Source organism: Arthrobacter antioxidans (assembly GCF_023100725.1).
GTDB classification, from domain to species: domain Bacteria; phylum Actinomycetota; class Actinomycetes; order Actinomycetales; family Micrococcaceae; genus Arthrobacter_D; species Arthrobacter_D antioxidans.
In genome coordinates this window covers 3,471,369-3,492,765 of sequence record NZ_CP095501.1, presented here as the reverse complement: position 1 = coordinate 3,492,765, position 21,397 = coordinate 3,471,369, and the positions used below count along the sequence as shown (strand labels likewise).

24 protein-coding genes and 1 tRNA gene are annotated in these 21,397 nt (G+C 69.9%); 10 read left to right on the top strand and 15 right to left on the bottom strand.

Annotation, left to right across the window (positions count from 1 at the left end; translation table 11 throughout):
- Positions 1 to 63 precede the first annotated feature (63 nt).
- The 4 genes from MWM45_RS16200 (at position 64) to MWM45_RS16185 (ending at position 3,035) form a co-directional block, all read left to right on the top strand.
- The gene (locus MWM45_RS16200) at positions 64 to 882 is read left to right on the top strand and encodes a DUF4397 domain-containing protein (RefSeq protein ID WP_043442168.1); all 819 of its coding nucleotides are present in this window, start codon (positions 64 to 66) and stop codon (positions 880 to 882) included.
- A 77-nt stretch (positions 883 to 959) separates the two neighbouring features.
- Complete coding sequence (locus MWM45_RS16195; RefSeq protein ID WP_247827327.1) at positions 960 to 1,652, top strand: class F sortase; 693 nt, start codon at positions 960 to 962, stop codon at positions 1,650 to 1,652.
- Between the two features lie 74 nt (positions 1,653 to 1,726).
- Positions 1,727 to 2,290, top strand: a complete 564-nt coding sequence (locus tag MWM45_RS16190) for an RNA polymerase sigma factor (protein WP_247827326.1) — start codon at positions 1,727 to 1,729, stop codon at positions 2,288 to 2,290.
- Positions 2,277 to 3,035, top strand: a complete 759-nt coding sequence (locus MWM45_RS16185; RefSeq protein ID WP_247827325.1) for an anti-sigma factor domain-containing protein — start codon at positions 2,277 to 2,279, stop codon at positions 3,033 to 3,035. Before MWM45_RS16190 ends, MWM45_RS16185 begins: the two co-directional genes overlap by 14 nt.
- 44 nt (positions 3,036 to 3,079) lie before the next feature.
- Here the strand turns inward: MWM45_RS16185 and MWM45_RS16180 are convergent, their stop codons facing one another.
- From MWM45_RS16180 to MWM45_RS16170, 3 genes are all read right to left on the bottom strand, one after another.
- Positions 3,080 to 3,310: a zinc-ribbon domain-containing protein gene (locus MWM45_RS16180; RefSeq protein ID WP_043442158.1), complete on the bottom strand. Its 231-nt coding sequence runs from the start codon at positions 3,308 to 3,310 to the stop codon at positions 3,080 to 3,082.
- Positions 3,311 to 3,419: 109 nt separating this feature from the next.
- Entirely contained in the window at positions 3,420 to 4,049 is a 630-nt protein-coding gene (locus tag MWM45_RS16175; RefSeq protein ID WP_247827324.1) for a flavin reductase family protein, read from the bottom strand.
- Between the two features lie 6 nt (positions 4,050 to 4,055).
- On the bottom strand, positions 4,056 to 4,895 hold the full coding sequence (locus MWM45_RS16170) for an SDR family oxidoreductase (protein ID WP_247827323.1): 840 nt from the start codon (positions 4,893 to 4,895) through the stop codon (positions 4,056 to 4,058).
- Between the two features lie 104 nt (positions 4,896 to 4,999).
- On the opposite strand from MWM45_RS16170, the gene MWM45_RS16165 reads away from it, so the two are divergent.
- Both MWM45_RS16165 and MWM45_RS16160 read left to right on the top strand, forming a co-directional pair.
- Positions 5,000 to 5,803: an SGNH/GDSL hydrolase family protein gene (locus tag MWM45_RS16165; protein ID WP_247827322.1), complete on the top strand. Its 804-nt coding sequence runs from the start codon at positions 5,000 to 5,002 to the stop codon at positions 5,801 to 5,803.
- A 375-nt stretch (positions 5,804 to 6,178) separates the two neighbouring features.
- Entirely contained in the window at positions 6,179 to 7,096 is a 918-nt protein-coding gene (locus MWM45_RS16160) for an SDR family oxidoreductase (RefSeq protein WP_247827321.1), read from the top strand.
- 85 nt (positions 7,097 to 7,181) lie between these two features.
- Here the strand turns inward: MWM45_RS16160 and MWM45_RS16155 are convergent, their stop codons facing one another.
- Positions 7,182 to 8,234 (bottom strand): hypothetical protein, encoded by a 1,053-nt coding sequence (locus MWM45_RS16155; RefSeq protein ID WP_247827320.1) that lies wholly within the window; start codon positions 8,232 to 8,234, stop codon positions 7,182 to 7,184.
- Positions 8,235 to 8,360: 126 nt separating this feature from the next.
- On the opposite strand from MWM45_RS16155, the gene MWM45_RS16150 reads away from it, so the two are divergent.
- On the top strand, positions 8,361 to 8,861 hold the full coding sequence (locus tag MWM45_RS16150; RefSeq protein WP_247827319.1) for a DUF456 domain-containing protein: 501 nt from the start codon (positions 8,361 to 8,363) through the stop codon (positions 8,859 to 8,861).
- Positions 8,862 to 8,864: 3 nt separating this feature from the next.
- Here MWM45_RS16150 and MWM45_RS16145 read toward each other — a convergent pair whose 3' ends face one another.
- From MWM45_RS16145 to MWM45_RS16135, 3 genes are all read right to left on the bottom strand, one after another.
- A complete protein-coding gene (locus MWM45_RS16145; protein ID WP_269076594.1) occupies positions 8,865 to 10,634 on the bottom strand; it encodes a glycoside hydrolase family 15 protein in 1,770 nt (589 codons plus the stop codon).
- Between the two features lie 219 nt (positions 10,635 to 10,853).
- Positions 10,854 to 12,332 carry a S10 family peptidase gene (locus MWM45_RS16140; RefSeq protein WP_247827317.1) on the bottom strand — a complete coding sequence of 493 codons (1,479 nt, stop codon included), beginning with the start codon at positions 12,330 to 12,332 and terminating at the stop codon, positions 10,854 to 10,856.
- Between the two features lie 36 nt (positions 12,333 to 12,368).
- On the bottom strand, positions 12,369 to 13,946 hold the full coding sequence (locus MWM45_RS16135) for a DHA2 family efflux MFS transporter permease subunit (RefSeq protein ID WP_247827316.1): 1,578 nt from the start codon (positions 13,944 to 13,946) through the stop codon (positions 12,369 to 12,371).
- A gap of 112 nt (positions 13,947 to 14,058) precedes the next feature.
- Here MWM45_RS16135 and MWM45_RS16130 point away from each other — a divergent pair.
- Both MWM45_RS16130 and MWM45_RS16125 read left to right on the top strand, forming a co-directional pair.
- A tRNA-Ala gene (locus MWM45_RS16130) sits at positions 14,059 to 14,131 on the top strand.
- A 356-nt stretch (positions 14,132 to 14,487) separates the two neighbouring features.
- Positions 14,488 to 15,126 (top strand): hypothetical protein, encoded by a 639-nt coding sequence (locus MWM45_RS16125; RefSeq protein ID WP_247827315.1) that lies wholly within the window; start codon positions 14,488 to 14,490, stop codon positions 15,124 to 15,126.
- A 107-nt stretch (positions 15,127 to 15,233) separates the two neighbouring features.
- Here MWM45_RS16125 and MWM45_RS16120 read toward each other — a convergent pair whose 3' ends face one another.
- From MWM45_RS16120 to MWM45_RS16095, 6 genes are all read right to left on the bottom strand, one after another.
- A complete protein-coding gene (locus MWM45_RS16120) occupies positions 15,234 to 15,503 on the bottom strand; it encodes a hypothetical protein (protein ID WP_247827314.1) in 270 nt (89 codons plus the stop codon).
- A 53-nt stretch (positions 15,504 to 15,556) separates the two neighbouring features.
- Positions 15,557 to 16,879, bottom strand: a complete 1,323-nt coding sequence (locus tag MWM45_RS16115) for an alpha-amylase family glycosyl hydrolase (protein WP_247827313.1) — start codon at positions 16,877 to 16,879, stop codon at positions 15,557 to 15,559.
- 70 nt (positions 16,880 to 16,949) lie between these two features.
- On the bottom strand, positions 16,950 to 17,183 hold the full coding sequence (locus MWM45_RS16110) for a hypothetical protein (RefSeq protein ID WP_247827312.1): 234 nt from the start codon (positions 17,181 to 17,183) through the stop codon (positions 16,950 to 16,952).
- A 47-nt stretch (positions 17,184 to 17,230) separates the two neighbouring features.
- On the bottom strand, positions 17,231 to 17,659 hold the full coding sequence (locus MWM45_RS16105) for a hypothetical protein (protein ID WP_247827311.1): 429 nt from the start codon (positions 17,657 to 17,659) through the stop codon (positions 17,231 to 17,233).
- Positions 17,656 to 18,501 (bottom strand): cytochrome c oxidase assembly protein, encoded by an 846-nt coding sequence (locus tag MWM45_RS16100; RefSeq protein WP_247827310.1) that lies wholly within the window; start codon positions 18,499 to 18,501, stop codon positions 17,656 to 17,658. The genes MWM45_RS16105 and MWM45_RS16100 overlap by 4 nt, the downstream gene beginning before the upstream one ends.
- Positions 18,494 to 18,928, bottom strand: coding sequence for a DUF2243 domain-containing protein (locus tag MWM45_RS16095; protein ID WP_336296674.1), 435 nt, complete (start codon positions 18,926 to 18,928; stop codon positions 18,494 to 18,496). The genes MWM45_RS16100 and MWM45_RS16095 overlap by 8 nt, the downstream gene beginning before the upstream one ends.
- Positions 18,929 to 19,219: 291 nt before the next feature.
- Here MWM45_RS16095 and MWM45_RS16090 point away from each other — a divergent pair, with 291 nt between their 5' ends.
- Positions 19,220 to 19,522, top strand: a complete 303-nt coding sequence (locus tag MWM45_RS16090) for a DUF4193 domain-containing protein (RefSeq protein WP_247827309.1) — start codon at positions 19,220 to 19,222, stop codon at positions 19,520 to 19,522.
- A gap of 68 nt (positions 19,523 to 19,590) precedes the next feature.
- On the opposite strand, the gene MWM45_RS16085 is transcribed toward MWM45_RS16090, so the two are convergent.
- Positions 19,591 to 19,911, bottom strand: a complete 321-nt coding sequence (locus tag MWM45_RS16085) for a hypothetical protein (protein WP_247827308.1) — start codon at positions 19,909 to 19,911, stop codon at positions 19,591 to 19,593.
- 149 nt (positions 19,912 to 20,060) lie between these two features.
- Positions 20,061 to 21,350 (bottom strand): alpha-hydroxy acid oxidase, encoded by a 1,290-nt coding sequence (locus MWM45_RS16080; protein WP_247827307.1) that lies wholly within the window; start codon positions 21,348 to 21,350, stop codon positions 20,061 to 20,063.
- Positions 21,351 to 21,397 lie beyond the last annotated feature (47 nt).

Below are 21,397 nucleotides of genomic sequence, written 5' to 3'. Positions count from 1 at the left end.
CGCGGGTAGTACCGGATGTCAGCGAAAAAGCCCCCGTCATCGGGGCCACACCAAGGAGTAGCCATGCAACGAAGCCTGTACGCCATTGGAGCCGTAGCAGCCCTGGGAGCGGCGTCCATCGCCGCCCCGGCAACCGCCGCCGAGGCTCCGGCCGATGCGTCCCTGTCCGTCCTCCACGGCGTCCCGGACCTCACCGTGGACGTCTATGTCAACGGCGCCCTCACGCTGGACGACTTCACGCCGGGCACGCTGGCCGGTCCGCTCGCCCTGCCGGCGGGGAACTACCAGCTGGCGATCACGGCGTCCGACGCCGCCGACGCCAGCGCGCCGGTGATCGGCCCCGTCGACGTGACGCTCGAGGCCGGCGGGAACTACACCGCGACGGCGAATCTCGACGCCGCGGGGCAGCCGACGGCGAACTTCTACACCAATGACGTCTCGACCATCGAGGCCGGCAAGACACGGCTGACGGTCCGCCACGTCGCGGCCGCACCTGCCGTCGACGTCCTGGCCGGAGGTGCGCCGATCGTCCAGAACCTGAGCAATCCGGCCGAGGCCTCGCTGACCACGGATCCCGGCACGGTGTCGGCGACCGTCGCGGCCACGGGTACCACCGACCCGGTGATCGGCCCCGCCGACCTGAACCTCCCCGAGGGCACCTCGACGATCGTCTACGCCTGGGGCAGCCTCGAGGCCGGGAACCTCGCACTCGCCACGCAGTCGATCGAGGGGCTCCACTCCTCGCCCGGCGCCGTCCCCGGAGGCCAGTCCGGCCTCGCCGCGCAGGACGACAACGGAGCGGCCGTCGGGATCGGCGCGTTCCTCCTGGTCCTGTTGGGCGGAGCGGCAGCCGTCGCCCGCCGTCGGACCGCGCGGGTCTGATGCCAGCAGTGCCGGGCGGGGAGGTGCTCCACCCCTCCCCGCCCGGCACGTCACCCTTCGCAGGAGAGTCCCAGACAGTGCATTCCAGACGAACTGCCCTGGCCGCGGCGGCCTTCGCCTCCATCCTCCTCGTGGGATGTGCGCAGGCCGACGATCCGCCGACGGCGGACCCGGCGCCGGCCATCACGGCGCCCGTCCCCACCCTGCCGGCACCGACGGACGGCGGGGACGCGGCCGATGCCGCGCCGGCGACGGACGCCGCCGCACCCCCGTCGGTGATGGCAGAGGTGCCCCTCCAGAAGGCGGACGGGGCTCTCCAGCCAGGAGACCCGGCCCCGGTCTCGCTCGTCGTCGCCGGTACCGACATCTCCGTGGAGGTCGTGGACGTCGGTATCGAGGAGAACGACGCCATGGAGATCCCCGACAGCTTCTACGAAGCGGGGTGGTACCGGTACGGCCCCGCGCCCGGCGCGGAAGCGGGCAATGCGGTGATTGCCGCCCACGTGGACAGCCTCACGGAGGTGATGCCCTTCGCCCAGCTGAAGGACGTGGCGATCGGGACCACCGTCACGGTGGGTCTGGAGGACGGCCGGTCCCTGACCTACGCGGTCTCGGACGTGCGGAATGTCCCGAAGGCCACGCTGAACGGGTCGGAGATCTTCAAGCGCGACGGCGACCACGAGCTCAAGATCATCACCTGCGGGGGTGAATGGCTGGCCGAGGAAGGAGACTATGAGGATAATGTAGTGCTCACAGCCTTACCGCTCTGAGTCCGACGGGTAAGAGCCAAGGATCGCAGGACGCCGCACCGGTGCGGCAACGGCCCCGGCTTGAGGAGTGACACGTGGCATCTCCGGGCCCTGACTGGACGAAGCAGCTCGACCTGGATTTCTCTGCAGGGGACGAGCGCGCGATGACTGCTGCGTACGAGACGTTCTCACCCCTGGTCTACACGATCGCCCTGCGGTCGATGAGGGACCGCGCGGCCGCCGCCGACATCACCCAGGACGTCTTCGTCAGGGCGTGGCGTTCCCGGGACCGCTTCGACCCCGAGTCGGGTGTGGTGCCGGCCTGGATCATGGGAATCTGCCGGAACGTCATCCTCGACTCGCTGTCGGCCAGGAGCAGGCAGGAACACCTGGTGGCCCGGGCCGGCGTCGCCCCGGAATACGGTGCCACCCTCGATCACGGTGTGGACACCATCACCGATCGCGTGGTCCTGGGATCGGAGCTCGCACGGCTCGGGGAGCCCCAGGGTTCCATCCTCAGGCTGGCCTTCTACGAAGACCTCACACATCAACAGATCTCGGCGCGGATGAATCTTCCCCTGGGAACCGTCAAGAGCCATATCCGAAGGAGTCTCGTGCACCTACGCAATCGATTGGGGGAGTGGAATGCAGCATCTTGACCCCGACGCGGCCGGTCTCGCCGCGCTGGGTGAACCACTCGACTCCTGGTCGCAGGAGCACCTGGGACAGTGCGGTACCTGTTCCGCGGAGGTGGACGGGCTGCGGAGCGTCGTCGCCACCGCGAAGGCCGACGGGTCGGTAGTGGTCCTGGAGCGGCCGGACCCGGCGGTCTGGGATGCGATCAAGGCCGAGCTCGGCCTGCCCGCGGACCTGCAGGCGGACGGCGCGGAAGCGGGCGCCGAGCCGTCGGCGACCGTGCGGGGCCTGTCCGCGGTCAGGGACCGGCCGGCACGCAGGCGGCGCCAGGTCTCCACCCGATGGCTGGCGGTCGCCGCCGGCGTCGGCATCCTCGTGGGTGGAGGAGCGCTCTGGGGGTGGGAGACCCTGCGCTCGGGTGGCAGCAGTGTGGTGCTGGCCCAGGCCGAGTTGGACCCCCTGCCCGGCTTCTCGGGCTCGGGAGAGGCCACGATCTCACGCGCCGACAACGGAACCCGGAGCCTCGAGGTCGACCTCACGGGGGCGACGCCGGAGGGGTTCCGGCAGGTGTGGCTGATCGCCCCCGACCTGCAGGAGATGTACAGCGTCGGCCTGATGGAGGCGGACCACGGCAGTTTCGCTGTCCCGGCCGATATCGATCTGGCGCGGTACCCCATCGTGGACGTCTCCGACGAGCCCTTCGACGGGGATCCCACCCATTCCAGCGTCAGCATGGTCCGGGGCACCATCGGGGCCGTCGGCGGCTGAGGTCAGTGCGCCTCGGTCAGTGCGCCTCGGTCAGTGCGCCCCGGTCAGTGCGCCATGGTGCGCTGGCCGGCACCGTCGATGCGCGAGGTGCCGCCGCAGTTCGTGCAGGCCTGCAGGCGCGTCTTCTTCACGGTGAGGAGCGGGATGAAGAACACGGAGATCTTCGTCCTGCGCTGGATCACCTGCTGCGGTGCGAACCTCCCGCAGTAGCGGCAGGAAGCGGAATGGGTGGACTGGAGGTGCTCACGTGTGGTGAGGCCGAAGAGGAAGAACATCCCTTCACGGTAAGGGCGTGCGGAGAAAGAAGAAAGCCCCCTTAGTATCCCCTCGTCCGGTGCCCCGCGTGGTACTCAGGGGCGGCGGCCGGTGACGGAGATGCCCGTATCAGGGGGCGGTGTGCGCCCCACGGTAGTGCCCGGGCCAGTCCCCGACGGGAATGCGCGGGATCGTCCGGATGGTCCCCGCCGTCCCCCACTCGTTCCTCCCCAGCCTCGAGAGCGGCCTGAGCGCGGCGATGGACGGGAGCTCGCCGTCGAGCACGTCCTCGGAGACCACCGCGTGCAGCACCTCGCCGAAGACGAGGGTGCAGTCGCCCATGTCCTGGATCAGGTGGAGCCGGCACTCGAGGGCCACGGGTGACTCCAGGACGCGCGGTGGCCGCACCGTGGTGCTCGGCTCCCGGGTGAGGCCGGCGGCGTCGAACTCGCTGACCTCCGGCGGGAAGGCAGTGCCGGTGGCGTTGACGGCCTCGAAGAGGTCCTCCGGGGTGAAGCTCACCACGAATTCGCCCGTGGCCTCGATGTTGCGCACGGAGTCCTTGCGTCCCACGGACGTGAACTGGACGATCGGCGGGTTGACCGAGGCGATCGTGAAGAAGGAGTGCGGCGCGAGGTTGTCCACCCCGTCCACCGACGTGGACGAGACCCAGGCGATGGGGCGCGGCACGACGACGGAGGTCAGGAACTTGTAGAACGCGCGGCTGTTCGCGGGGTCCGGGACGACGTCCTTGCGCATCCGGGCCTAGCCCTGCGCCGAGAGGAGGTCGCGGAGGCCGAGCGGTCTCTGTCCGGTGAGGTGTTCGACGTCGGGGGACACCTCGGCCATCTCGCCGCGGGCGATGGCCGTGTACGTGCTCACCCAGGCCTCGACCTGCCAGCGGGGGGCACCGTGGTGGGCGCGGGAGGCCATCGCGTCGTCGTACGTCTGGTCCTCGAACCGCACGGTCGCGGGGGTGAGCTCCGTCAGGAGGGCGGCGGCGCCGGCCAGGGTGAAGGCCTCCGGGCCGGTCAGCCGGTACGCCTTCCCCTCATGGTCCGCGGGCGCCCGCAGCACTGCGGCGGCGGACCGTGCGACGTCGGACTGCGCGACGGCGGAGAGCCGGCCGTCCCCGGCCGGACCGCGGATGACGCCGTCCTCCGCGAGGGCGGGCACGACGTCGAGGTAGAGGTTGTCGCGCAGGAACGTCCAGGCCATGCCCGAGCGTCGCAGGTACTCCTCCGTGGCCCAGTGGTCGCGGCCGAGCAGGAATGTGGCATCGGGGGCGGCGCCGAGGAACGAGGTGTAGACGACGTGCCGCACGCCTGCCGCCTTCGCCGCGTCGATGAAGGTGCGGTGGGTCGCCACGCGGTCGGCCTCCTCCGCGGCGGAGACCATGAACAGGACCTCGGCGCCGGCGAGCGCCGCGACGGACGCGTCGGCGTCGTCGTAGGTGCACTGCCGGATGACGGCGTCGGGGAGACGGTCCGCCCGGTCCGGTGATCTGACCGGGAGGATGAGCGGCACCCCCTCGGCGGCGAGGTCCCGGGCGACACGTCCGCCCACGGTGCCGGTCGAGCCTGTGACTGCGATGCGCTGGTCCATGCCCGGAACAGCCGCCGCGGGGCCGGAAATATTTCCTCCCCGCTTCACCGTCCGTTCGCCGCCCGATGGTCCGCCGGTCGCCGGGCGTGGCTAGGCTCCTTCGAATGGCTGGACGGTTCGTGGCGATCGGCGATTCCTTCACCGAGGGGGTCGGTGACTGGAACACCTCCTTCCCCAACGGGGTGCGGGGCTGGGCGGACCGCGTGGCCAAGCAGCTGGGGCGCCAGGATCCCGCCTGGGAGTACGCGAACCTGGCGATCCGCAGCAAGCGGCTGCATCACGTGCGGGACGAACAGGTGGATCGTGCGCTGGCACTCCAGCCGACCCTCGTGAGCCTCTACGCCGGCGGCAACGACATCCTCGAAGTGCGCACCGACATGCCGGCCCTCATGCGGGAGTACGAGTCCGTGGTGGCGCGCATCGCCGCGTCGGGCGCCCGCCCGCTCCTGTTCACCGGGTTCGACATCCCCCTGAGCCCCGTCTTCGAGCCGATGAAGCGCCGCAACTGGCTCTACAACGAGCACGTGCGGCGGATCGCGCGCACGTACGACGCCGTCCTGGTGGACTACTGGTGCTTCGACGAGTACTCGGATCCGGGACTGTGGGACGCCGACCGCCTGCACATGTCGCCCGCCGGGCACCGGAACCTGGCGGCGCACGTGCTGCGGGTCCTCGGCGTGGACCACTCCCTTACGCCGCGCCTGCCCGAGCGGGAGGGGTATGCAGGGCTGGTGGCGGGACTGCGCCGCGAGTCGGCCTGGCTCGGGGAGTGGGTGGTGCCCATGTTCGGCCGGCGCCTGCGGAAGGTCACGCTCGGCGACGACCTGCAGCCGCGGTGGCCGGAGCCCGTCCGCCCGGCCGAGGGCCTGAAGCGCCTGGCGCGCGCCCGGCGGACGGCCGTGGGCTAGGGAGGGTGCCCGCCGTCCCGGGGCGATGCAGGGTGGCCGACCGATGGCGACTAGACTCGGCGCCTATGGATCACATGCGCAGGCTCCGCACCCCGATCGTCTGGCTGCTCGTCGCCGCCCTGGTCCTCAGCATCGGTGCGGGTTTCTTCTCCGTCATCTTCTAGCAATCGATCCTCGGCCGGGAGCTGTTCCCGGCCGTCATCCCCTGTAGCCCTCGAAGCCGCTTTCCGCCAGCGCGGACCGGCCCTGGTGCCCGACTTGTCGGAGGCGTCCCCGCGCCCCTAGGGTCGTAAGCAGGCTTAGCTTCACCGGCTGGCCGACCTTCGTTCCTGTGTCCGTCGCGGCGCAGGACACGCACCAACCCAGGGAGAACACATGACCTCCGAGAACACCGCAGGATCGACCGACCAGTACACCTTCCAGAACCCCGTCACGCGGTTCGAGAGCATCACCCCTCCCGCCGAGCACACGGCGGAGCCGGGGCTCGAGTCCAGCATGGACATCAAGGCCGACCGCGGTGAGACCTCCTACCGCGGGACGGGCCGCCTCGCGGGCCGCAAGGCCCTCATCACCGGGGCGGACTCCGGGATCGGCGCCGCCGTGGCCATCGCGTTCGCCCGCGAAGGAGCCGACGTCGCCCTGTCCTACCTTCCCGAGGAGGAGGGCGACGCGCAGGTCGTCAAGGCCCTCATCGAGGCGGAGGGCCGTACGGCCGTCTGTATCCCCGGTGACCTGAAGGACCCCGCGTACTGCATCTCCCTCGTGCAGCAGGCCGCGGACGGCCTCGGCGGCCTGGACACGCTCGTCAACAACGCCGGCAAGCAGGTGGCCGTCGAGTCGCTCGAGGACCTGAGCGACGAGCAGCTGGACCACACGTACAAGACGAACATCTACTCGTTCTTCCGCGTGACCAAGGAGGCGCTCAAGCACCTCAAGCCCGGCTCGGCGATCATCAACTCCACCTCGATCCAGGCCTACGAGCCCTCGCCCACCCTCGTGGACTACGCGAGCACCAAGGCCGCGATCAACAACTTCACCAAGGGGCTCGCGCAGCAGCTCGCGCCCAAGGGCATCCGGGTCAACGCCGTGGCTCCCGGACCCATCTGGACGCCGCTGCAGCCCTCGGGCGGACAGCCGAAGGAGGCGCTGCCCGAGTTCGGCAAGGACACCCCGCTGGGCCGCGCGGGACAGCCGGTCGAACTCGCGCCGGCCTACGTCTTCCTGGCGTCCTCCGAGTCGAGCTACGTGCTCGGCGAGACCTTGAACGTGAACGGCGGCATGCCTTCGCCGTAGCCCCTGACGGCAGATGACAGCAGCCCCGGACTCCTGCGAGTCCGGGGCTGCTGTCATCTGCCATGTGGTGCGTCGTGCCAGGCGGCTAGTGGGCCTCGTCCAGGGCGTCGAAGTCCGCGCGGTCGATCCGGCGGTGGTACCGCATGCCGGCGAGCCCGCCGAGGATGGCTCCGGCGAGTGCGATGGCGGCCACCACGAGCAGGGCGAGGAGCTCGGGCCCGGAGAAGTCCTGCAGGGCGGGGAGTCCGAGGCTCTGGATCCGCTCGGTGACGCTCGGCTGGTTGCCGACGATGAGCCCGATGATGGCCAGTACGAGGGTGACGACCACCGCCCAGAGCCAGACGGCGACACCCTGCTTGGCGCCGCTGAAGCGTGCCATGCGTCCCGCGACGTAGCCGCCGGTGTAGTAGGCGATGAGCAGCATGATGCCGAGGACGACGGCGGTCGTGATGGCCGCGGTCTGAGCCTCGCCCGGGCCGCCCGTGAGGTCCTCCGTGGAGAGGTTGCCGCCGACGCCGAACAGCGCGGCCAGACCGGCCACGAGGGCGGAGAGCAGCACGAACATGCCCGTGGCGGTGAGCCAGCCGAAGAACGCGGAGCCGAATTTCATGCCCCCGAAGTGTTCCTTCTCGCGCTGGTGCAGCAGCTTGCGGTCGGACGGGCTGGGGACCCCCGATGCGACCACGGCGCCGCGCGGGAGCGGACGGTCGCTGCCGGAATCGGTGGTGCCGCGCTCGTCGCGCTTGCCGGTGGACGTCACGGGGACCACCTGCGTGTGGGGCTGCGTCCTCGTGTGCTCCGCGGGCCGCGGCTCGTCCCGCGAGGCGGAGATCGGCGCGGCCTGCCGGCGGGTGGGCGTGCTGTCCTCGGTGTCGGCCGAGCTGCCGGAATACATGCCCGGGACGTAGTCGCCGCCCGAGTCCTCGTCGTCGGAGTCGTAACCGCTCCCGGCGTCGTTGCCCCCGCTCCGTGTGGCCGACGGCCCCACGGCCGACGCGCCGGAGGCGTTCTCCCCGGCTCCCGTGCGGTGGGTGTCCATCAGCTCGGTGGGGTTGTCCTGGGCCTGGGCCTGGGCGTGCTCGGGCGCGTCGGCGCCGCGCCGCTCGCCGTCCGTGTTCCCTGTTGCCGGTGTGCTCATCGGTCCTCCTGATCTCAGGGCCCGCAGGCTCGCTAAGGTGGCTTAGTATTCCCTAGAAGTATCCCATGACGGCGGGTGGAAAGACCGCGGACGCCGCGCCGCACGGCGGGATGCAAGACTGGGTCCATGGATCTTCAGCTGCTCATGACCGTGGTGTGCGGGGCCCTGATCGCCGTCGGTATCGCGGGTGTCGTGGTGCCGGTGCTGCCGGGCAGCATCCTGATCATCGTGTCGATGCTCGTCTGGGCGCTCACGGTGGGGAGCGCCACGGGCTGGACGGTCTTCACGATCGGGACCGTCCTCGCGGGTGCCGGCCTCGCCGCCGGACTCGTCCTCACCGGCAGGACGCTCCGGCAGCGCCGGATCCCGGGCCGGTCCGTCACCATCGGCGTGCTCACGGGGATCGCCGGCATGTTCGTCATCCCCGTCGTCGGCCTGTTCGTCGGGTTCGCCCTCGGACTGTTCCTGAGCGAGTTCGCCCGGCAGCGGAACGCGCGGGAGGCGGTGACCTCCAGCCTCCACGCCCTGAAGGCGACGGGCTTCGGGATCCTCGCCGAGCTGGCACTCGCCTGCCTGGCCGGGGCCACCTGGGTCGTCGGGGTCTGGATCCACTTCGCCGGCCAGTAGGCGTCAGGAGTCTCCCGAGAGGGTCAGCGCCGCGACGATCAGCGCGAGGTGGCTCAGCCCCTGCGGCAGGTTGCCCATGAACGCGCCGTCGGACGGTTCGATCATCTCGGCCATGATGCCGACGTCGTTGGCCAGGGGCACGAGCTCCTCCATCAGGTCCACGGCCTCGTCACGGCGGCCGACGGCGACGAGCGCCGACACCATCCAGTAGGCGCACGCCACGAACGTCGCCTCTTCCTCCTGCATCCCGCTGTACCGGTAGAGCAGGGGCCCGGCGCCGAGCTCCGCGCGGAGGGCGTCGACGGTGGAGGACATGCGCGGTCCCGTGTCGAAGCCGCTCATCGCATGCAGGAGGATCGAGGCGTCGAGTTCGGTGGACCCCTGGTACCAGATGTAGCTCTGGCGCTCCTCGGACCAGCCGTGCTCATGCACCCAGTCGCGGATGCGGTCACGCTCCGCGGCCCACCGCCCCACCGGCCCCTGGAGCTGGCCGCGCTCGGCGAGCAGGACGGCGCACCGCAGCGCGTTCCAGCACCCGAGCTTGGAGGTCACGTAATGCCGTTCCTCCGGCAACTCCCACATGCCGGCGTCGCGGCGCTGCCAGATGTCGCAGGTGAGGTCCGCGAGGTCCGCGAGCTGGCGCATCGTCGCCGGATCGAGGGCATGGCCGGCCTGGACGTACTGCCACACGATGTCGAAGATGTCCCCGAACACACCGAGTTGCAGCTGGCCCGCGGCAGGGTTGCCGTCCACGACGGGGCCGACATGGCGCCAGCCGGTCAGGTCCGGGCGATCGGTGCCCTCGGGGATGTCACCGTTGAGCCGGGTGAAGACCTCCAGCTCGGTGCCCTGGGCCCGCAGGTTCTTCAGCATCCACGACACGGCGGCGTGGACCTCCTCACGGACCCCCGCCCGCGTGAGGGCGTGCAGCGTGTAGGCGGTGTCCCGCACCCACGCATAGCGGTAGTCCCAGTTCTTGCCGCCCCCCGCGCTCTCGGGAAGGGAGGTCGTCGCCGCGGCGGCGATCGATCCGGACGGACTGTGGAGCAGCAGCTTCAGGGTGAGGGCGCTGCGCAGCACCGCGTGCCGGTACTCGCCGTCGTAGGCGAAGTCATCCGACCACGACTGCCAGTTCGCGATGGTGCGGTCCACGCCGTCGTCGACGGTCTGCGGCTCCGGGAGCGGGAGCGGCTCGCCGTGCGTGGAGACGACGGCGACCAGGTGCCTCGAGCCCGACGAGGTGGTGAAGGCGCCGGCGACGGATCGCCCTTCGGAATGCCGGAGGCCGTGGTCGATGCCGAGGATGCCGAGCGCGACGCCGTCGATGCGCAGAATCGGGTGCCCGGCGCCGGTGTCCACCCACGGCGACGCGGCGCCGAAGCAGGTGCCGGGTGCGACGGACCATGCCATCTCCACGGAGCCCGTCAGGCCGTCCACGCGCCGGGCGAGCTCGCCCCACGGAAGCCGGCCGGCCACCCCCGTGTTGAGTGAATCGGTGACCCGCACCGTGCCGGCGGCCGTGGTGTAGGTGGTCTCCAGGACGTTGGAGCCGTCCGCGTAGCGGCGCTCCACCGAGAAGTCCTCCGCGGGGGCGAGGGCGAGGAAGCCCTCCTCGGCATCCAGCATCCGGGCGAAGGCCGGGGCCGAATCGAGGTCCGGGGTGGGGTACCAGTCGATGGAACCGTCGAGCGCCACCAGTGCGACGGTCCTACCGTCGCCGATTGCTGCATAGGAGCGGAGATCTACGAAGCCTGCCTCATCCCGGAGTGCGATACCGGTGCCTTCCTGTTCCGTGGTGTCCGGCCGCTGCTACCTGCCGTCGTAGCGCGTCTTGCTGGCGCGTGACGGCTGGCCCCCACGCCGGTTCATCAGGCGCGATGCGATGACGGGTACGAGGGCCCAGAGGATTTTCTTCAGCAGCATGGTGTGTCCTTATGATCAGGGCCGGCCGTGAGGGTCACGTCCGGTCGATTTCATCATCCTACTGATGATCTACTGCGCGGTCCGGTTGTCCGTGACGAATGCCGCCAGCGCGCGCAGCTGGGCGTCTCGTGCTACCGGGTTGAGGTACATCATGTGGCCGGCCTCGTGATAGTGGTGCGTGAAGCGGGCCCGGGCGGCGTCGTCGAGGTCCATGTGCGCCCAGACGTACTCGGCCGCGAAGTGGGGCGTGGCGCCGTCGTGATAGCCGTAGTCCACGTGTACGCGCAGCGCCGGATTGTGCACGAGGAGCCGCTCGAGGACGCCGGAGACGTCGACGGGGGCGCCCTCGAACGTCCGGTAGCTCCAGGGCTGGACGCGGGCGGTGAGGATCTCGTAGGGGAGGTCGTTCTCGTAGCCGAGTTCCGCCCGGACGTAGTGGTTCATGGCTGCCGAGTACGGCCCGGTGATCGCCCGCATGCTCGGGTCGTCGGAGGAGTCCGAGGCCTGCCGGTTCTCGGGGCGGGCCGCGAACCGTCCGTCGATGCGACCGACCGCGAGGCCCTGCCCGCGCAGGAGCTCGGCGGCGAACTCGTGGTACGCCCAGCGGAGGTTCGTGCGGCGGATGAAGCCCTCGTCGAGCGTCGTGATGGCGTGCAGTCGCGTGACGACGTCGTCGTACTCCGCCGGGCTCAAGCGGTGGCCCTGCGTCAGCGCGTAGCCGAAGTCGCGGGCCGCGAACTCCTCGGCCTCGCGGAGCACGTCGGAGAGCTCCCGGTCGCCGTGCCGCCCGTGGTAGTGCGCGATGGCTGCGTAGGTGGGCAGGTGGAGCGCGTAGGGCAGGTCGCTGCCCGGGAAGAAGCGCAGGGTGGACATGTTGAGCACGGTCGAGATCAGGCCGAGTCCGTTGACCGCCATGCCGTAGGCGTCGAACAGGCGCCCGGCCACCGCGACGGCGCGCAGCGTGCCGTACGACTCGCCCACCAGGTACTTGGGGGAGAGCCAGCGGTTGTTCCGCGTGGTCCAGAGACGGATGACCTCGGCCACGAGGTCGCGGTCCTGCACGAAGGCGTGGAACTCGTCGGCCGCCTCGCCGTCGACGACGCGGGAGTAGCCGGTGTTCACGGGGTCGATCATGACGAGGTCGCTCGACTCGAGCAGGCTGCCCGGGTTGTCGACGAGCCCGAAGGGGGCGGGCGTCATGGCGCCGACGTCTCCCGAGTCCACCAGGCGCGGACCCAGCAGTCCCAGGTGGAGCCACACGGAGGCGGACCCGGGGCCGCCGTTGAAGGCGAAGGTGACGGGCCGGTCCGGCTCCGCGTCCTGCTTGGTGTACGCGACGATGAAGATCTCGGCCTTCGGCTTGAAGCCGTCCGCCTTGCCGTCCTTCGTCTCCTCGCGCCGCAGGACGAGGCGCCCGGTCGTCGTCGTGTACTTCAGCCCCGAGGCGGAGGTGTGCTCCCGGACGGCGAAATCGTCCGACACCTCCCTGGCCCGGGTGTCCGGTTCCTGCGCGGGGGTACCGGGGGTGTCCTTCGTCTCATCGGTCATGCCAGAAGACTACCGGTAGTTCCCTGAGGCAACAGCTCAGGATTCGGCGGGTGTCGTCTCCCGGGAGTTCGCCCCCGGCCGTGAGTCGGCCGGGGGTGCCGGCGTCGCACCCGCGGCCCCGGCGTCGCGGGACCACTGGTTGTTCGGCTGCGGCCTGGCGAAGAACAGCGCGGCGAGGAAGCCGATGATGACGACGGCGGCCGGGAGGTAGAGGGACTGGCCCATCGAGAGGGCGTAGCCCGCCTTCGCCTCGTCGGGCAGCGACCCCCCGGGCGTGGCGCTCATGCCGCCGCCGTCGAGGTTCGCCATGAGGCGTGACTGCATCATCGCCGCGATCGCGGCACTGCCGAGCACGGCGCCCATCTGGCGGGTGGTGTTGTAGACGCCGGACCCAGCTCCCGCCAGCGATGGGGCGAGGTTCCTGGTGGCGGTGAGGGACACCGGCGCCCAGATCCCCGCGCTGGAGAGGCCGAGCAGGGAGATCGGCAGCAGGAGCTGCCAGATCGGGACGTCCGGCGTGAGGATGGACCCCATCCAGAAGAGGGACGCCGACATGCCGGCAAAACCCGCGATCGCCATGTACTTGGGGTTGCCCCGCTGGACGAACTTGCCGACGAAGGGGGCGAGGGCGCCGGAGATGATGGCCATGGGGGTCAGGAGCAGCGCCGCCTGTGTGGGCGAGAGACCGCGGACCGTCTGTGCGTACAGCATGAGGGGAAGGGTCATGGTGGTGATGGCGAAGCCCATGGCGCTGATGGAGGTGTTGGCAAGGGAGAAATTGCGGTCCCGGAACAACCGCAGCGGCACGAGGGGCTCGCCACGGTTGATCTTCTGCCAGACCACGAAGGCGACGAGCAGCACGATGCCCGTGATGATCAGCGACCAGACGGAGAGGGGGCCGGCGATGGTGCCCCAGTCGTAGGTCTCGCCCTCCTGGATGCCGAAGACGAGGCAGAACAGGCCGGCGGCGCTGAGGAACACACCGAGCATGTCGAAGCGGTGGGAGGTGGTGGGCAGGGTCGGGACGAGGCGGGAGGCGAGGATGAAGCCGATCACGCCGATCGGGACGTTGATGAAGAAGATCCATTCCCACCCGGCGGAGTCCACGATGATGCCGCCGAGCACGGGACCCACGAGGGTCGCGATCCCGGCGACCGAACCCCACAGGCCCATGGCGGCACCGCGCCGCTCGGGCGGGAAGATCCGGGTGATGACGGACATGGTCTGCGGCGTCATGAGCGCCGCGCCCAGTCCCTGCAGCACGCGGGCGAGGATGAGCGCCTCCACCGTGCCGGAGAGCCCGCACCAGGCGCTCGAAAGCGTGAAGACCACCAGGCCCACCAGATAGATGCGCTTCGGTCCGAAACGGTCGCCCAGCCGGCCCGTCACGAGCAGCGGGACGGCATAGGCCAGCAGATAGGCACTGGTCACCCAGATGACGCTGTCGATCCCGGCGTTCAGCCCGTCCATGATGGCCGGGGTTGCCACCGAGACGATCGTCGAATCCACGAGGATCATGAAGAAGCCGATGACGAGCGACCAGAGGGCCGGCCACGCCCTGACGCCGTCGTGCTGCAGGGTGTCGGCGGTGGCCGGTGTGGGGGTGCTGGACATGGGGAGAAGACTACGCCCGCCCGCTGACATCCGTGCCGTGGCCGGGATGCACCCACGCTTTGGGCGTAGCGGGAACTTCTGGGTACAGTGTTGGTGTCCGGAAGTAGTATCCGGGGCTTTAGCTCAGTTGGTAGAGCGTTTCGTTCGCAATGAAAAGGTCAGGGGTTCGATTCCCCTAAGCTCCACTCGAGATCGTCGGATGTGTACGGTCTCGCATCATGATGTGTCTCCGTCGTCGCCGCGGGGCGAAGCAGCGACCTCCTCGCAATCCGCCCTGGCACGTCCTCCGTCGGAGGAGTGGCCTGACCTACGACGAGGCAGCGCTCCGGCGGGTAGGTCCCCCTTGTATTGAGGTAGCGGTAGGTGGTCGGCTGCCATTGACAGCCCGAAAAATCCGGGCGTACCTTGTAGCGGTGCACGGCCGGACCGGCGGACACGGAGATGACCGTTCTGTCGGTGGACCCGTCGCCTTCACGGCATCCAACCCTTATCCGGGCAGGACGCACCACGGCTGCACTCCTGCCGCATCGAGGAGTCTGAGATGAGAATCCAGAACACGCTGTGCTTTTCCCTTCTCGCCACGCTGTCGCTGGTCGCTGGAACGGTCGCTTCCGCTACGGCCGCCGAGGAGGAGCCCGCCGCTCCCTGGCCCCCGGCGGACACCGATGGTGAGTACCTTCCCGTCCCCGACGAGTACTACGACCCCATCGCGTTCCCGGCGTGCGGTACCAATGTCACCATGACTTCCGGAGACGTCCAGGACGTCCACTACAAGTCCAGGGTCAAGCGTGACGGGTCCACGGTGGTCAAATTCCGGGGCAGCGGCACCGTGGATCTGACGGCGGACCCTGGCGGGGACCTCCCGGACGGGGGCTTCATCGACGAGCTGGACGTCTCCGGACCGGGCAGCCAGCGAATCTCGGCGGACAAGTCGGTCGTCGTGGAAGCGTTGGTAGGACCCTCGATCGTCTACCCGGTGAGTGCGACCGACTCGGCGGCGCTGGACAGAGGAGGGTTCCCGGAACTGTTCTACTTCGACTACGGAAAGCTGAAGATCAAGATCAGCCTCTCCGAGGACGAAGACGCCGTGGAACCCGATTCCGTGGAGATCGTGAGGGACACCACCCGTGGTGTGGTCGATCTGTGCCGGGTGCTCGAGGATTCGACGGACCATTCCTAGCCCCCCGACGAGGAACGTCCGTCCGGCCACGTCCACTCCGGGGTGGAGGACGATGATCGCTCCACGGTCCCGCAGACGAGGCCAGGGTCACCGTCGCGCCGCGTCGGCTACTCGGTGTCGGGCGCCTTGCGTGTCCAGGGCTTCGCCGCGAGGATCCGGGCCAGCGGTCCGAGCCAGGACATCACCACCAGCAGCGTGAAGGTACTGCTCAAGGAGGAGCCGATGCTCGTGGCGGGGAAGAGCTGGTGGACTCCCACCAGGACCGCGGCCACGAGGAGCACCTTCTTGATCGCACTGAGCACGTGCCACGGGACGGGCCGTGGCCAGGGGGTGAAATCGGCCGTGTCCGTGGTCCCGGACTGCGCGTCCCAACTCATCAGACCCTCCCTGCAACATGGTGTGGAACTCCATTATCCACGCGGGAGGTGCCTCAGCCGAGGACCGCCCAGCCGCGTGCCGGCACGAGCGCCGAGTCCGTGCCGTCGTCGACCGCCGCCTCCCCGGCGAGGACGGACGAGGCTCCCGCGATCCCCACCCGCCTGCCCTCGTGCGAGAGGTTCAGCAGCACCACGAGCGCGTCGGGGCCCCGTGCGGTGCGGTAGGCGAGCACCTCGTTGGACAGGTGGAGCATTGTGGTCGTCGCCCGGTGCAGCCATGCGTGCCGACGGCGCAGTCCGATGAGTTCCTTGTGCAGGGCGAAGACGGGATGGCCGATCGGGGAGAGGTCGTCCGGTGAGGGCGGGAAGAGCGGGCGGACGTCGTCGTCGCCCCCGGCGCGGTCCGCCTTGATGCCGCGGTAGCCCTGCTCGTCCCCGTAGTACACGGACGGCGTGCCGCCGACCGTGAAGAGGACGACGGCGGCGTGCTCCACGAGGGCGGGGTCCTCCAGCTTGCTCGCGATGCGCGTGACGTCGTGGTTCCCGATGAAGGTCAGCGGAGCGAAGGCGTCGAGGAGTGCGTCGTGCCGCTCGAGGGCGGCGGCGAGTTCGTAGAAGTTCGCATCGTTGAGCGAGCTCCAGATGGCCTTCCACAGCTCGTACTGCGTGGTGGAATCGATGCCGCCGGTCCGGACCGCCGCCGCGTAGTCCCCGTGGATGTATTCACCCACGAAGTACGCATCGGGGTACGCCGCCCGGACGCGCCGCGTGACCCCGGCCCAGAACTGCGACGGCGCGGCGTAGGCGGCGTCGAGGCGCCAGCCGTCCGCCCCCCGCCCCAGCCAGTACTCCATGACCCCGACGACGAAGTCCGCGACGGCGGGCTCCTCGTGGTTCAGGGCCACCAGGTGGTGGTGGCCCTCGAAGTCGCGGTACCCGGGCTCGACGCCGGGACCGGCGCCGTCGGGCCAGTCGAGGGAGAACCAGGCAGCGGTCGGAGCATCCGGCCCCTGTGCGAGGACCTGCTGGAACGGCGTGAAGGAGCGGCCCGTGTGGTTGAAGACGCCGTCGAGGATGATGCGCAGTCCGCGCCCGGCTGCTTCCGCGACGAGGGTGTCGAAGTCCTCGAGCGTGCCCAGCCGCGGATCGATCGCGAAGTAGTCGGTGGTGTCGTAGCCGTGCGTCTCGGAGGCGAAGACGGGACCGAGTGCCAGCCCTGATGCGCCCAGCTCCACGGCGTAGTCGAGCCAGGGGATCAGATCGAGCAGGCGATGCGCCGCGGCCGGCTCCCGGGTGGCGGATTTCTCCGCGCCCGTGAAGCCGAGAGGATAGACCTGCCACCAGATCGCGTGCTGGACCCACTCGGGTTCGTTCATGGCACAGGCCCTTCCGTCTGCTCGCGCCCGCCCTGGTCGGGCAGTGCCCCAGCTGCAGCCGGGGCGCTGACTAGCCTACGTCGACGAACTGCCGGCCGCCCGCGGCAAGGTCCTGGACGTCGCGCGGCTCCAGGTGCGCGGCTTCGGCGATGGCCGCGACGGACCCACCCGCGTCCGCGGCGCGGACGACGGCGGTTTCGAGGTCGCCGGCGAGCTGGTCGAGGTGCCATTCCTGGGACTCGAGGTCGGCGGCGGCGGCTGCCGTCTCTTCCCCGCCGGATGCATCGCCGGTGGTCTGCATCATCGCCCGCCCTCTCGAGTCAGAAAAACGAACCATACTGTCAACTAGTTCTACTGACTGGTTATATGCGGACCGACCTGCCGGTGTCCATGTCGCGGTCTACCCCTCCCGGCCGCTGCGGGGACGCGTCCCGCCAGCTGTTCCAGCGCTGCCGAGGACCCGCTGGGTGAACCCATCACCTGGCTCGTGTCGGTCACCGGCAGATCGCCTCGAGCAGCCGTCACGGTGGTGTCGTTCTGCTGCCGGCCGTCGGGCAGCACGATAGAGTTCCTGATCCCGAAGGACGTGGAACCCTCCATGCCGGTCCCCGCGGATTGCATGGTGCCCCGCACGATGACTCCCTGCATCTCGATCTGGTACGTCGAGCAGGTCGGGACCAGGGCGAGCTCCTTCTCGGCGTTCGCCGCGAGCCGGTCCTCGACTCCGTCCGCGACCGCGATACTCGCCGACACGGCGGACAGGCCGTCGGCCCCTGTCATGCGCCGCCGCTCGTCGTGGCCCTTCGCTTCGCCCTGCCCGGGGACAGGCGTCGCCCGGTTTCGCGATAGACCTGCGCGCAGAAGAGGACGAGCAGGAGGGCGTGCGCCACGTCGCCGCCGTAGTACATCAGCTGCGCCGCCTGCTCGGTGTCGGCCGGCAGCCCATTCCGGCCGGCCACGGCGTACAGGTGCTTGGCGACCATCCCGTGCACGGCGATCGACACGACGATCACTCCTGCCCGGATCCAGGCGGGAGCGCGCTGCGGATGAGGATCTATTCCGATGACGGCATAGGCGAAGAGGGCGCCGGACACCACGAAGTGGACGTGGAGGAGCGGTCCGAGGACGGCGTGGTGCTGCACCGCGAGCACAGTGCCGTCCCAGTACAGGAGGGCCATGGGCACCGTGGCGAGGAGCATCGCGGTGACGGGATGGACGAGCAGTCGGAGCGCCGCGGTGCGGGCCATCCTGCTGTACCCGCGCCCCAGCCTAGCCGGCACTGCACGCAGGAAGGCGGTGGCGGGAGCGCCGAGGACGAGCAGCAGCGGGACGACCATGCCGAGGACCAGATGGACGGCCATGTGCCCGGTGAAGCTCGTGGCGGCTGCGCGTGCGAGGGGGCCGGCGGTCACTGCGAGTCCGAGCGCCGTCCCGGACAGCCAGGCGATCGAGTGCCGGAGCGGACGGGCGTCGCGTCCGCGCAGCGCGGCGGCACGCCCGGCGGCCAGGTACAGCAGGGCGAGGCCGAGCCAGACGGCGCCGGCGGCGGCATCGAGCGCGAAGACGGCCGGGTCGGTGACGCCGGTCGTCGGCGAGCCGGTGTGGTGCGGAGAGTCAGGCACGATCCGCGGCGCCGGCCCTGCGCCCGGCACGCCCGGCCGTCCGGAGCACCACGAGGCCCGCGACCACGAATACCACGGCGGCGCCGTTCCACAGCAGGTCGTACGGAAGGAGGTCCACGCCGTAGCGGATCTGGTGCAGATCCAGGACCTTGTGGTGCACCAGGCCGTCGTACAGCTGGAAGGCGCCGATTCCCACGAGGATTCCGCCCGCCCATCGGCGGGTGTCGAGCGCGTCGCGGCGTCGGAGGTCGGCGAACAGGAAGAGCGAGGCCACGGTCGCGAACCAGCTGAAGGCGTGGAAGAGGCCGTCCGACACGAGGCCGGCGGCGGGCGTCGACCGGTCGTAGAAGTGGTGCCAGTGGAGCAACTGGTGGAACACGGCTTCGTCGATGAACGCGATGATCCCGCAGCCGAACAGGACCCCCACCAGCACGTTCCGGCGCCCGAACTGATGCGGGCCCGTCCGTGGAGCGGGTGTGGGCGGTCGCGTGGAGGAGGCGATGATGTTCCCCGTCGTCGATGGGTCGGGCCGATCTCCAGCGTGCCAGTGGACCCGGGAAGAATCCACCGCTTCCCGGACGGGCGGCCGCGGGCGCCGAGTGGTATGACAAGCGCCACGCCGAGCGCTGGAACCCGGGCCGGCGTCGGTTCCTGCTATTACAATCGATTGCTGCACGAGCCCACCGGGCACCAGCCCCCCACAAAGAACGGTATCGGCATGGCAACGGACTACGACGCACCGCGCAACAACGACGAGGACAAGGAAGCGGAATCCCTGGAGGCGCTGCAGGCGAACCGCGGCAGCACGGCCCAGTCGTCGTCGGTCGACGTCGAGGACGGGGACACCGCGGAGGGCATCGACCTGCCGGGCGCCGATCTCTCCGGCGAGGAACTCCTCATCCAGGTGATCCCGCCGCAGGAGGACGAGTTCACGTGTGCGTCCTGTTTCCTGGTCCGGCACCGCAGCCAGGTCGCCCTCGAGAAGAACGGCCGTCAGTACTGCACCGACTGCGCGGGCTAGTCACCCGCCGGAGCGGACCGGTGGCGCTCCCGCACCGGGGCGCCGTTCCAGCCTCCGGTCGGCCGTCCTCAGGAGGCCTTCTCGCCGTACCACCAGTGCGCGTCCTCGTGCGGTGCCTGGCGGGCGGCGGGCAGTGGCACGACGACGGCGGTCCGGCGGGGGTGTGTGAGGATCATCCGGATCACCGCGAGCAGCGCGGCGGGGATGGACACGAGGATGACGATGGCGAGGGCGTACACCGCCAGTGCCGCGTGGACCGGGGAGTGGTGGAGCCCGTCCAGGAGTGCCCCACTGCCGAGCCACAGCCACAGCCAGAAGAGGCCGATCACGAACAGCAGGGAGCGGGCGCGCCGGTAGTGCAGCGGATGATGCACCCGACTACGCGCCATATTGATCTCCCACGACTGATCCTTGGGCTCCGCCCGGGGCAGGTCCACTGCAGAAAAGACTAGACCGGCATCCGGGCTCTTCAGGGAATCGTTATCGGATCGATATGTGACGGGATCCGGAGGCCCGGGATGGTCCTCGGCGACGGTGCCTACAGGGTCATCGCGGCGTTCGGCAGATCCGCGTCGGCAGGGGCCTCACCGAGCAGCCGGACGTGGTCGGGGTTGAGGTCCCCGATCCGGTCCACGCCCAGCAGTTGCATGGTGCGGGCGGTCTGCGTGCCGAGGATCTCGATCGTGCGGTCCACGCCCTTCCGCCCTCCGGCCATGAGCCCGTACAGGTAGGCCCGGCCGATCAGGGTGAAGTCGGCGCCGAGTGCCACGGCGGCGACGACGTCCCCGCCGCTCATGATGCCCGTGTCGAGGATGATCGCCGTCTTGCCCTTCAGTTCGGCGGCGACGCGCGGCAGCAGGTGCAGCGGGACGGGAGCGCGGTCCAGCTGGCGCCCGCCGTGGTTGGACAGGATGATGCCGTCGGCGCCATGGTCCACCGCCTTCTTGGCGTCGTCGAGCGTCTGGATGCCCTTCACCACGAGGTTGCCCTTCCACACGCTGCGCAGCCAGTCGAGGTCCTCGAACGTGAGGGTGGGGTCGAACATCGAGTTGATGAGGTCCGCCACCGTGCCGGAGTAGCGGGAAAGGGAGGCGAAGGACAGCGGCTCATGGGTGAGGAAGTTGAACCACCACGCCGGCCGGTACGAAGCGTCCACGACGGTCTTCAGGGTCAGTGCGGGAGGGATGGTCATCCCGTTCCGGACGTCCCGGAGCCGGGCTCCGGCGACGGCGGTGTCCACCGTGACCATGAGGGTGTCGTTGCCCGCGGCGGCGGCGCGGGCGATGAGCTCCATGGAACGGTCGCGGTCCGTCCACAGATACAGCTGGAACCAGTTGCGCCCGTCCGGCGCCGCCTGCGCCACGTCCTCGATGGACGCCGTGCCCATGGTCGAGAGCGTGTACGGGATGCCCGCTGCCGCGGCGGCCTGGGAGCCGGCGTACTCGCCCTCGGACTGCATCATGCGGGTGAAGCCTGTCGGGGCGATGCCGAACGGCAGCGCGGCGTCCCGCCCGAGGATCGGGGTGACCGTACTGACCGTCTCCACGTCCCGCAGGATGCCCGGCCGGAACTCGACGTCGAGGAACGCCTGCCGTGCACGCCCCAGGGAGATCTCGGCCTCCGCCGCACCGTCCGTGTAGTCGAAGGGCGCGGTGGGTGTGCGCCGCTTGGCGAGGTCCCGGAGATCCCAGATGGTGTTGGCCCGCTGCAGGCGTGCGGTGCCACCGAACTCCGGCTTCTTGAACTGCATGAGGGGTGCGAGGTCCGCGACCCTGGGGATGCGGCGCCTCAGGGCGGGGGGGACGGATGCCTTCGAGGGTGTCTGCATGGTCTGCCTTTGCTCGTCGTCGGGCCGACGCCCACCGGCGGTCGTCG

Excerpts from the sequence above, each read along its gene's own strand:
- MWM45_RS16120 (WP_247827314.1), bottom strand. The coding sequence starts at position 15,503 with ATGAGTTGGGACGCGCAGTCCGGGACCACGGACACGGCCGATTTCACC.
- MWM45_RS16200 (WP_043442168.1), top strand. The coding sequence starts at position 64 with ATGCAACGAAGCCTGTACGCCATTGGAGCCGTAGCAGCCCTGGGAGCG.
- MWM45_RS16160 (WP_247827321.1), top strand. The coding sequence starts at position 6,179 with ATGACCTCCGAGAACACCGCAGGATCGACCGACCAGTACACCTTCCAG.
- MWM45_RS16085 (WP_247827308.1), bottom strand. The coding sequence starts at position 19,911 with ATGGCGCGTAGTCGGGTGCATCATCCGCTGCACTACCGGCGCGCCCGC.
- MWM45_RS16170 (WP_247827323.1), bottom strand. The coding sequence starts at position 4,895 with ATGGACCAGCGCATCGCAGTCACAGGCTCGACCGGCACCGTGGGCGGA.
- MWM45_RS16175 (WP_247827324.1), bottom strand. The coding sequence starts at position 4,049 with ATGCGCAAGGACGTCGTCCCGGACCCCGCGAACAGCCGCGCGTTCTAC.
- MWM45_RS16115 (WP_247827313.1), bottom strand. The coding sequence starts at position 16,879 with ATGAACGAACCCGAGTGGGTCCAGCACGCGATCTGGTGGCAGGTCTAT.
- MWM45_RS16185 (WP_247827325.1), top strand. The coding sequence starts at position 2,277 with ATGCAGCATCTTGACCCCGACGCGGCCGGTCTCGCCGCGCTGGGTGAA.
- MWM45_RS16150 (WP_247827319.1), top strand. The coding sequence starts at position 8,361 with ATGGATCTTCAGCTGCTCATGACCGTGGTGTGCGGGGCCCTGATCGCC.
- MWM45_RS16090 (WP_247827309.1), top strand. The coding sequence starts at position 19,220 with ATGGCAACGGACTACGACGCACCGCGCAACAACGACGAGGACAAGGAA.
- MWM45_RS16110 (WP_247827312.1), bottom strand. The coding sequence starts at position 17,183 with ATGATGCAGACCACCGGCGATGCATCCGGCGGGGAAGAGACGGCAGCC.
- MWM45_RS16135 (WP_247827316.1), bottom strand. The coding sequence starts at position 13,946 with ATGTCCAGCACCCCCACACCGGCCACCGCCGACACCCTGCAGCACGAC.
- MWM45_RS16180 (WP_043442158.1), bottom strand. The coding sequence starts at position 3,310 with ATGTTCTTCCTCTTCGGCCTCACCACACGTGAGCACCTCCAGTCCACC.
- MWM45_RS16140 (WP_247827317.1), bottom strand. The coding sequence starts at position 12,332 with ATGACCGATGAGACGAAGGACACCCCCGGTACCCCCGCGCAGGAACCG.
- MWM45_RS16125 (WP_247827315.1), top strand. The coding sequence starts at position 14,488 with ATGAGAATCCAGAACACGCTGTGCTTTTCCCTTCTCGCCACGCTGTCG.
- MWM45_RS16080 (WP_247827307.1), bottom strand. The coding sequence starts at position 21,350 with ATGCAGACACCCTCGAAGGCATCCGTCCCCCCCGCCCTGAGGCGCCGC.
- MWM45_RS16155 (WP_247827320.1), bottom strand. The coding sequence starts at position 8,234 with ATGAGCACACCGGCAACAGGGAACACGGACGGCGAGCGGCGCGGCGCC.
- MWM45_RS16105 (WP_247827311.1), bottom strand. The coding sequence starts at position 17,659 with ATGACAGGGGCCGACGGCCTGTCCGCCGTGTCGGCGAGTATCGCGGTC.
- MWM45_RS16165 (WP_247827322.1), top strand. The coding sequence starts at position 5,000 with ATGGCTGGACGGTTCGTGGCGATCGGCGATTCCTTCACCGAGGGGGTC.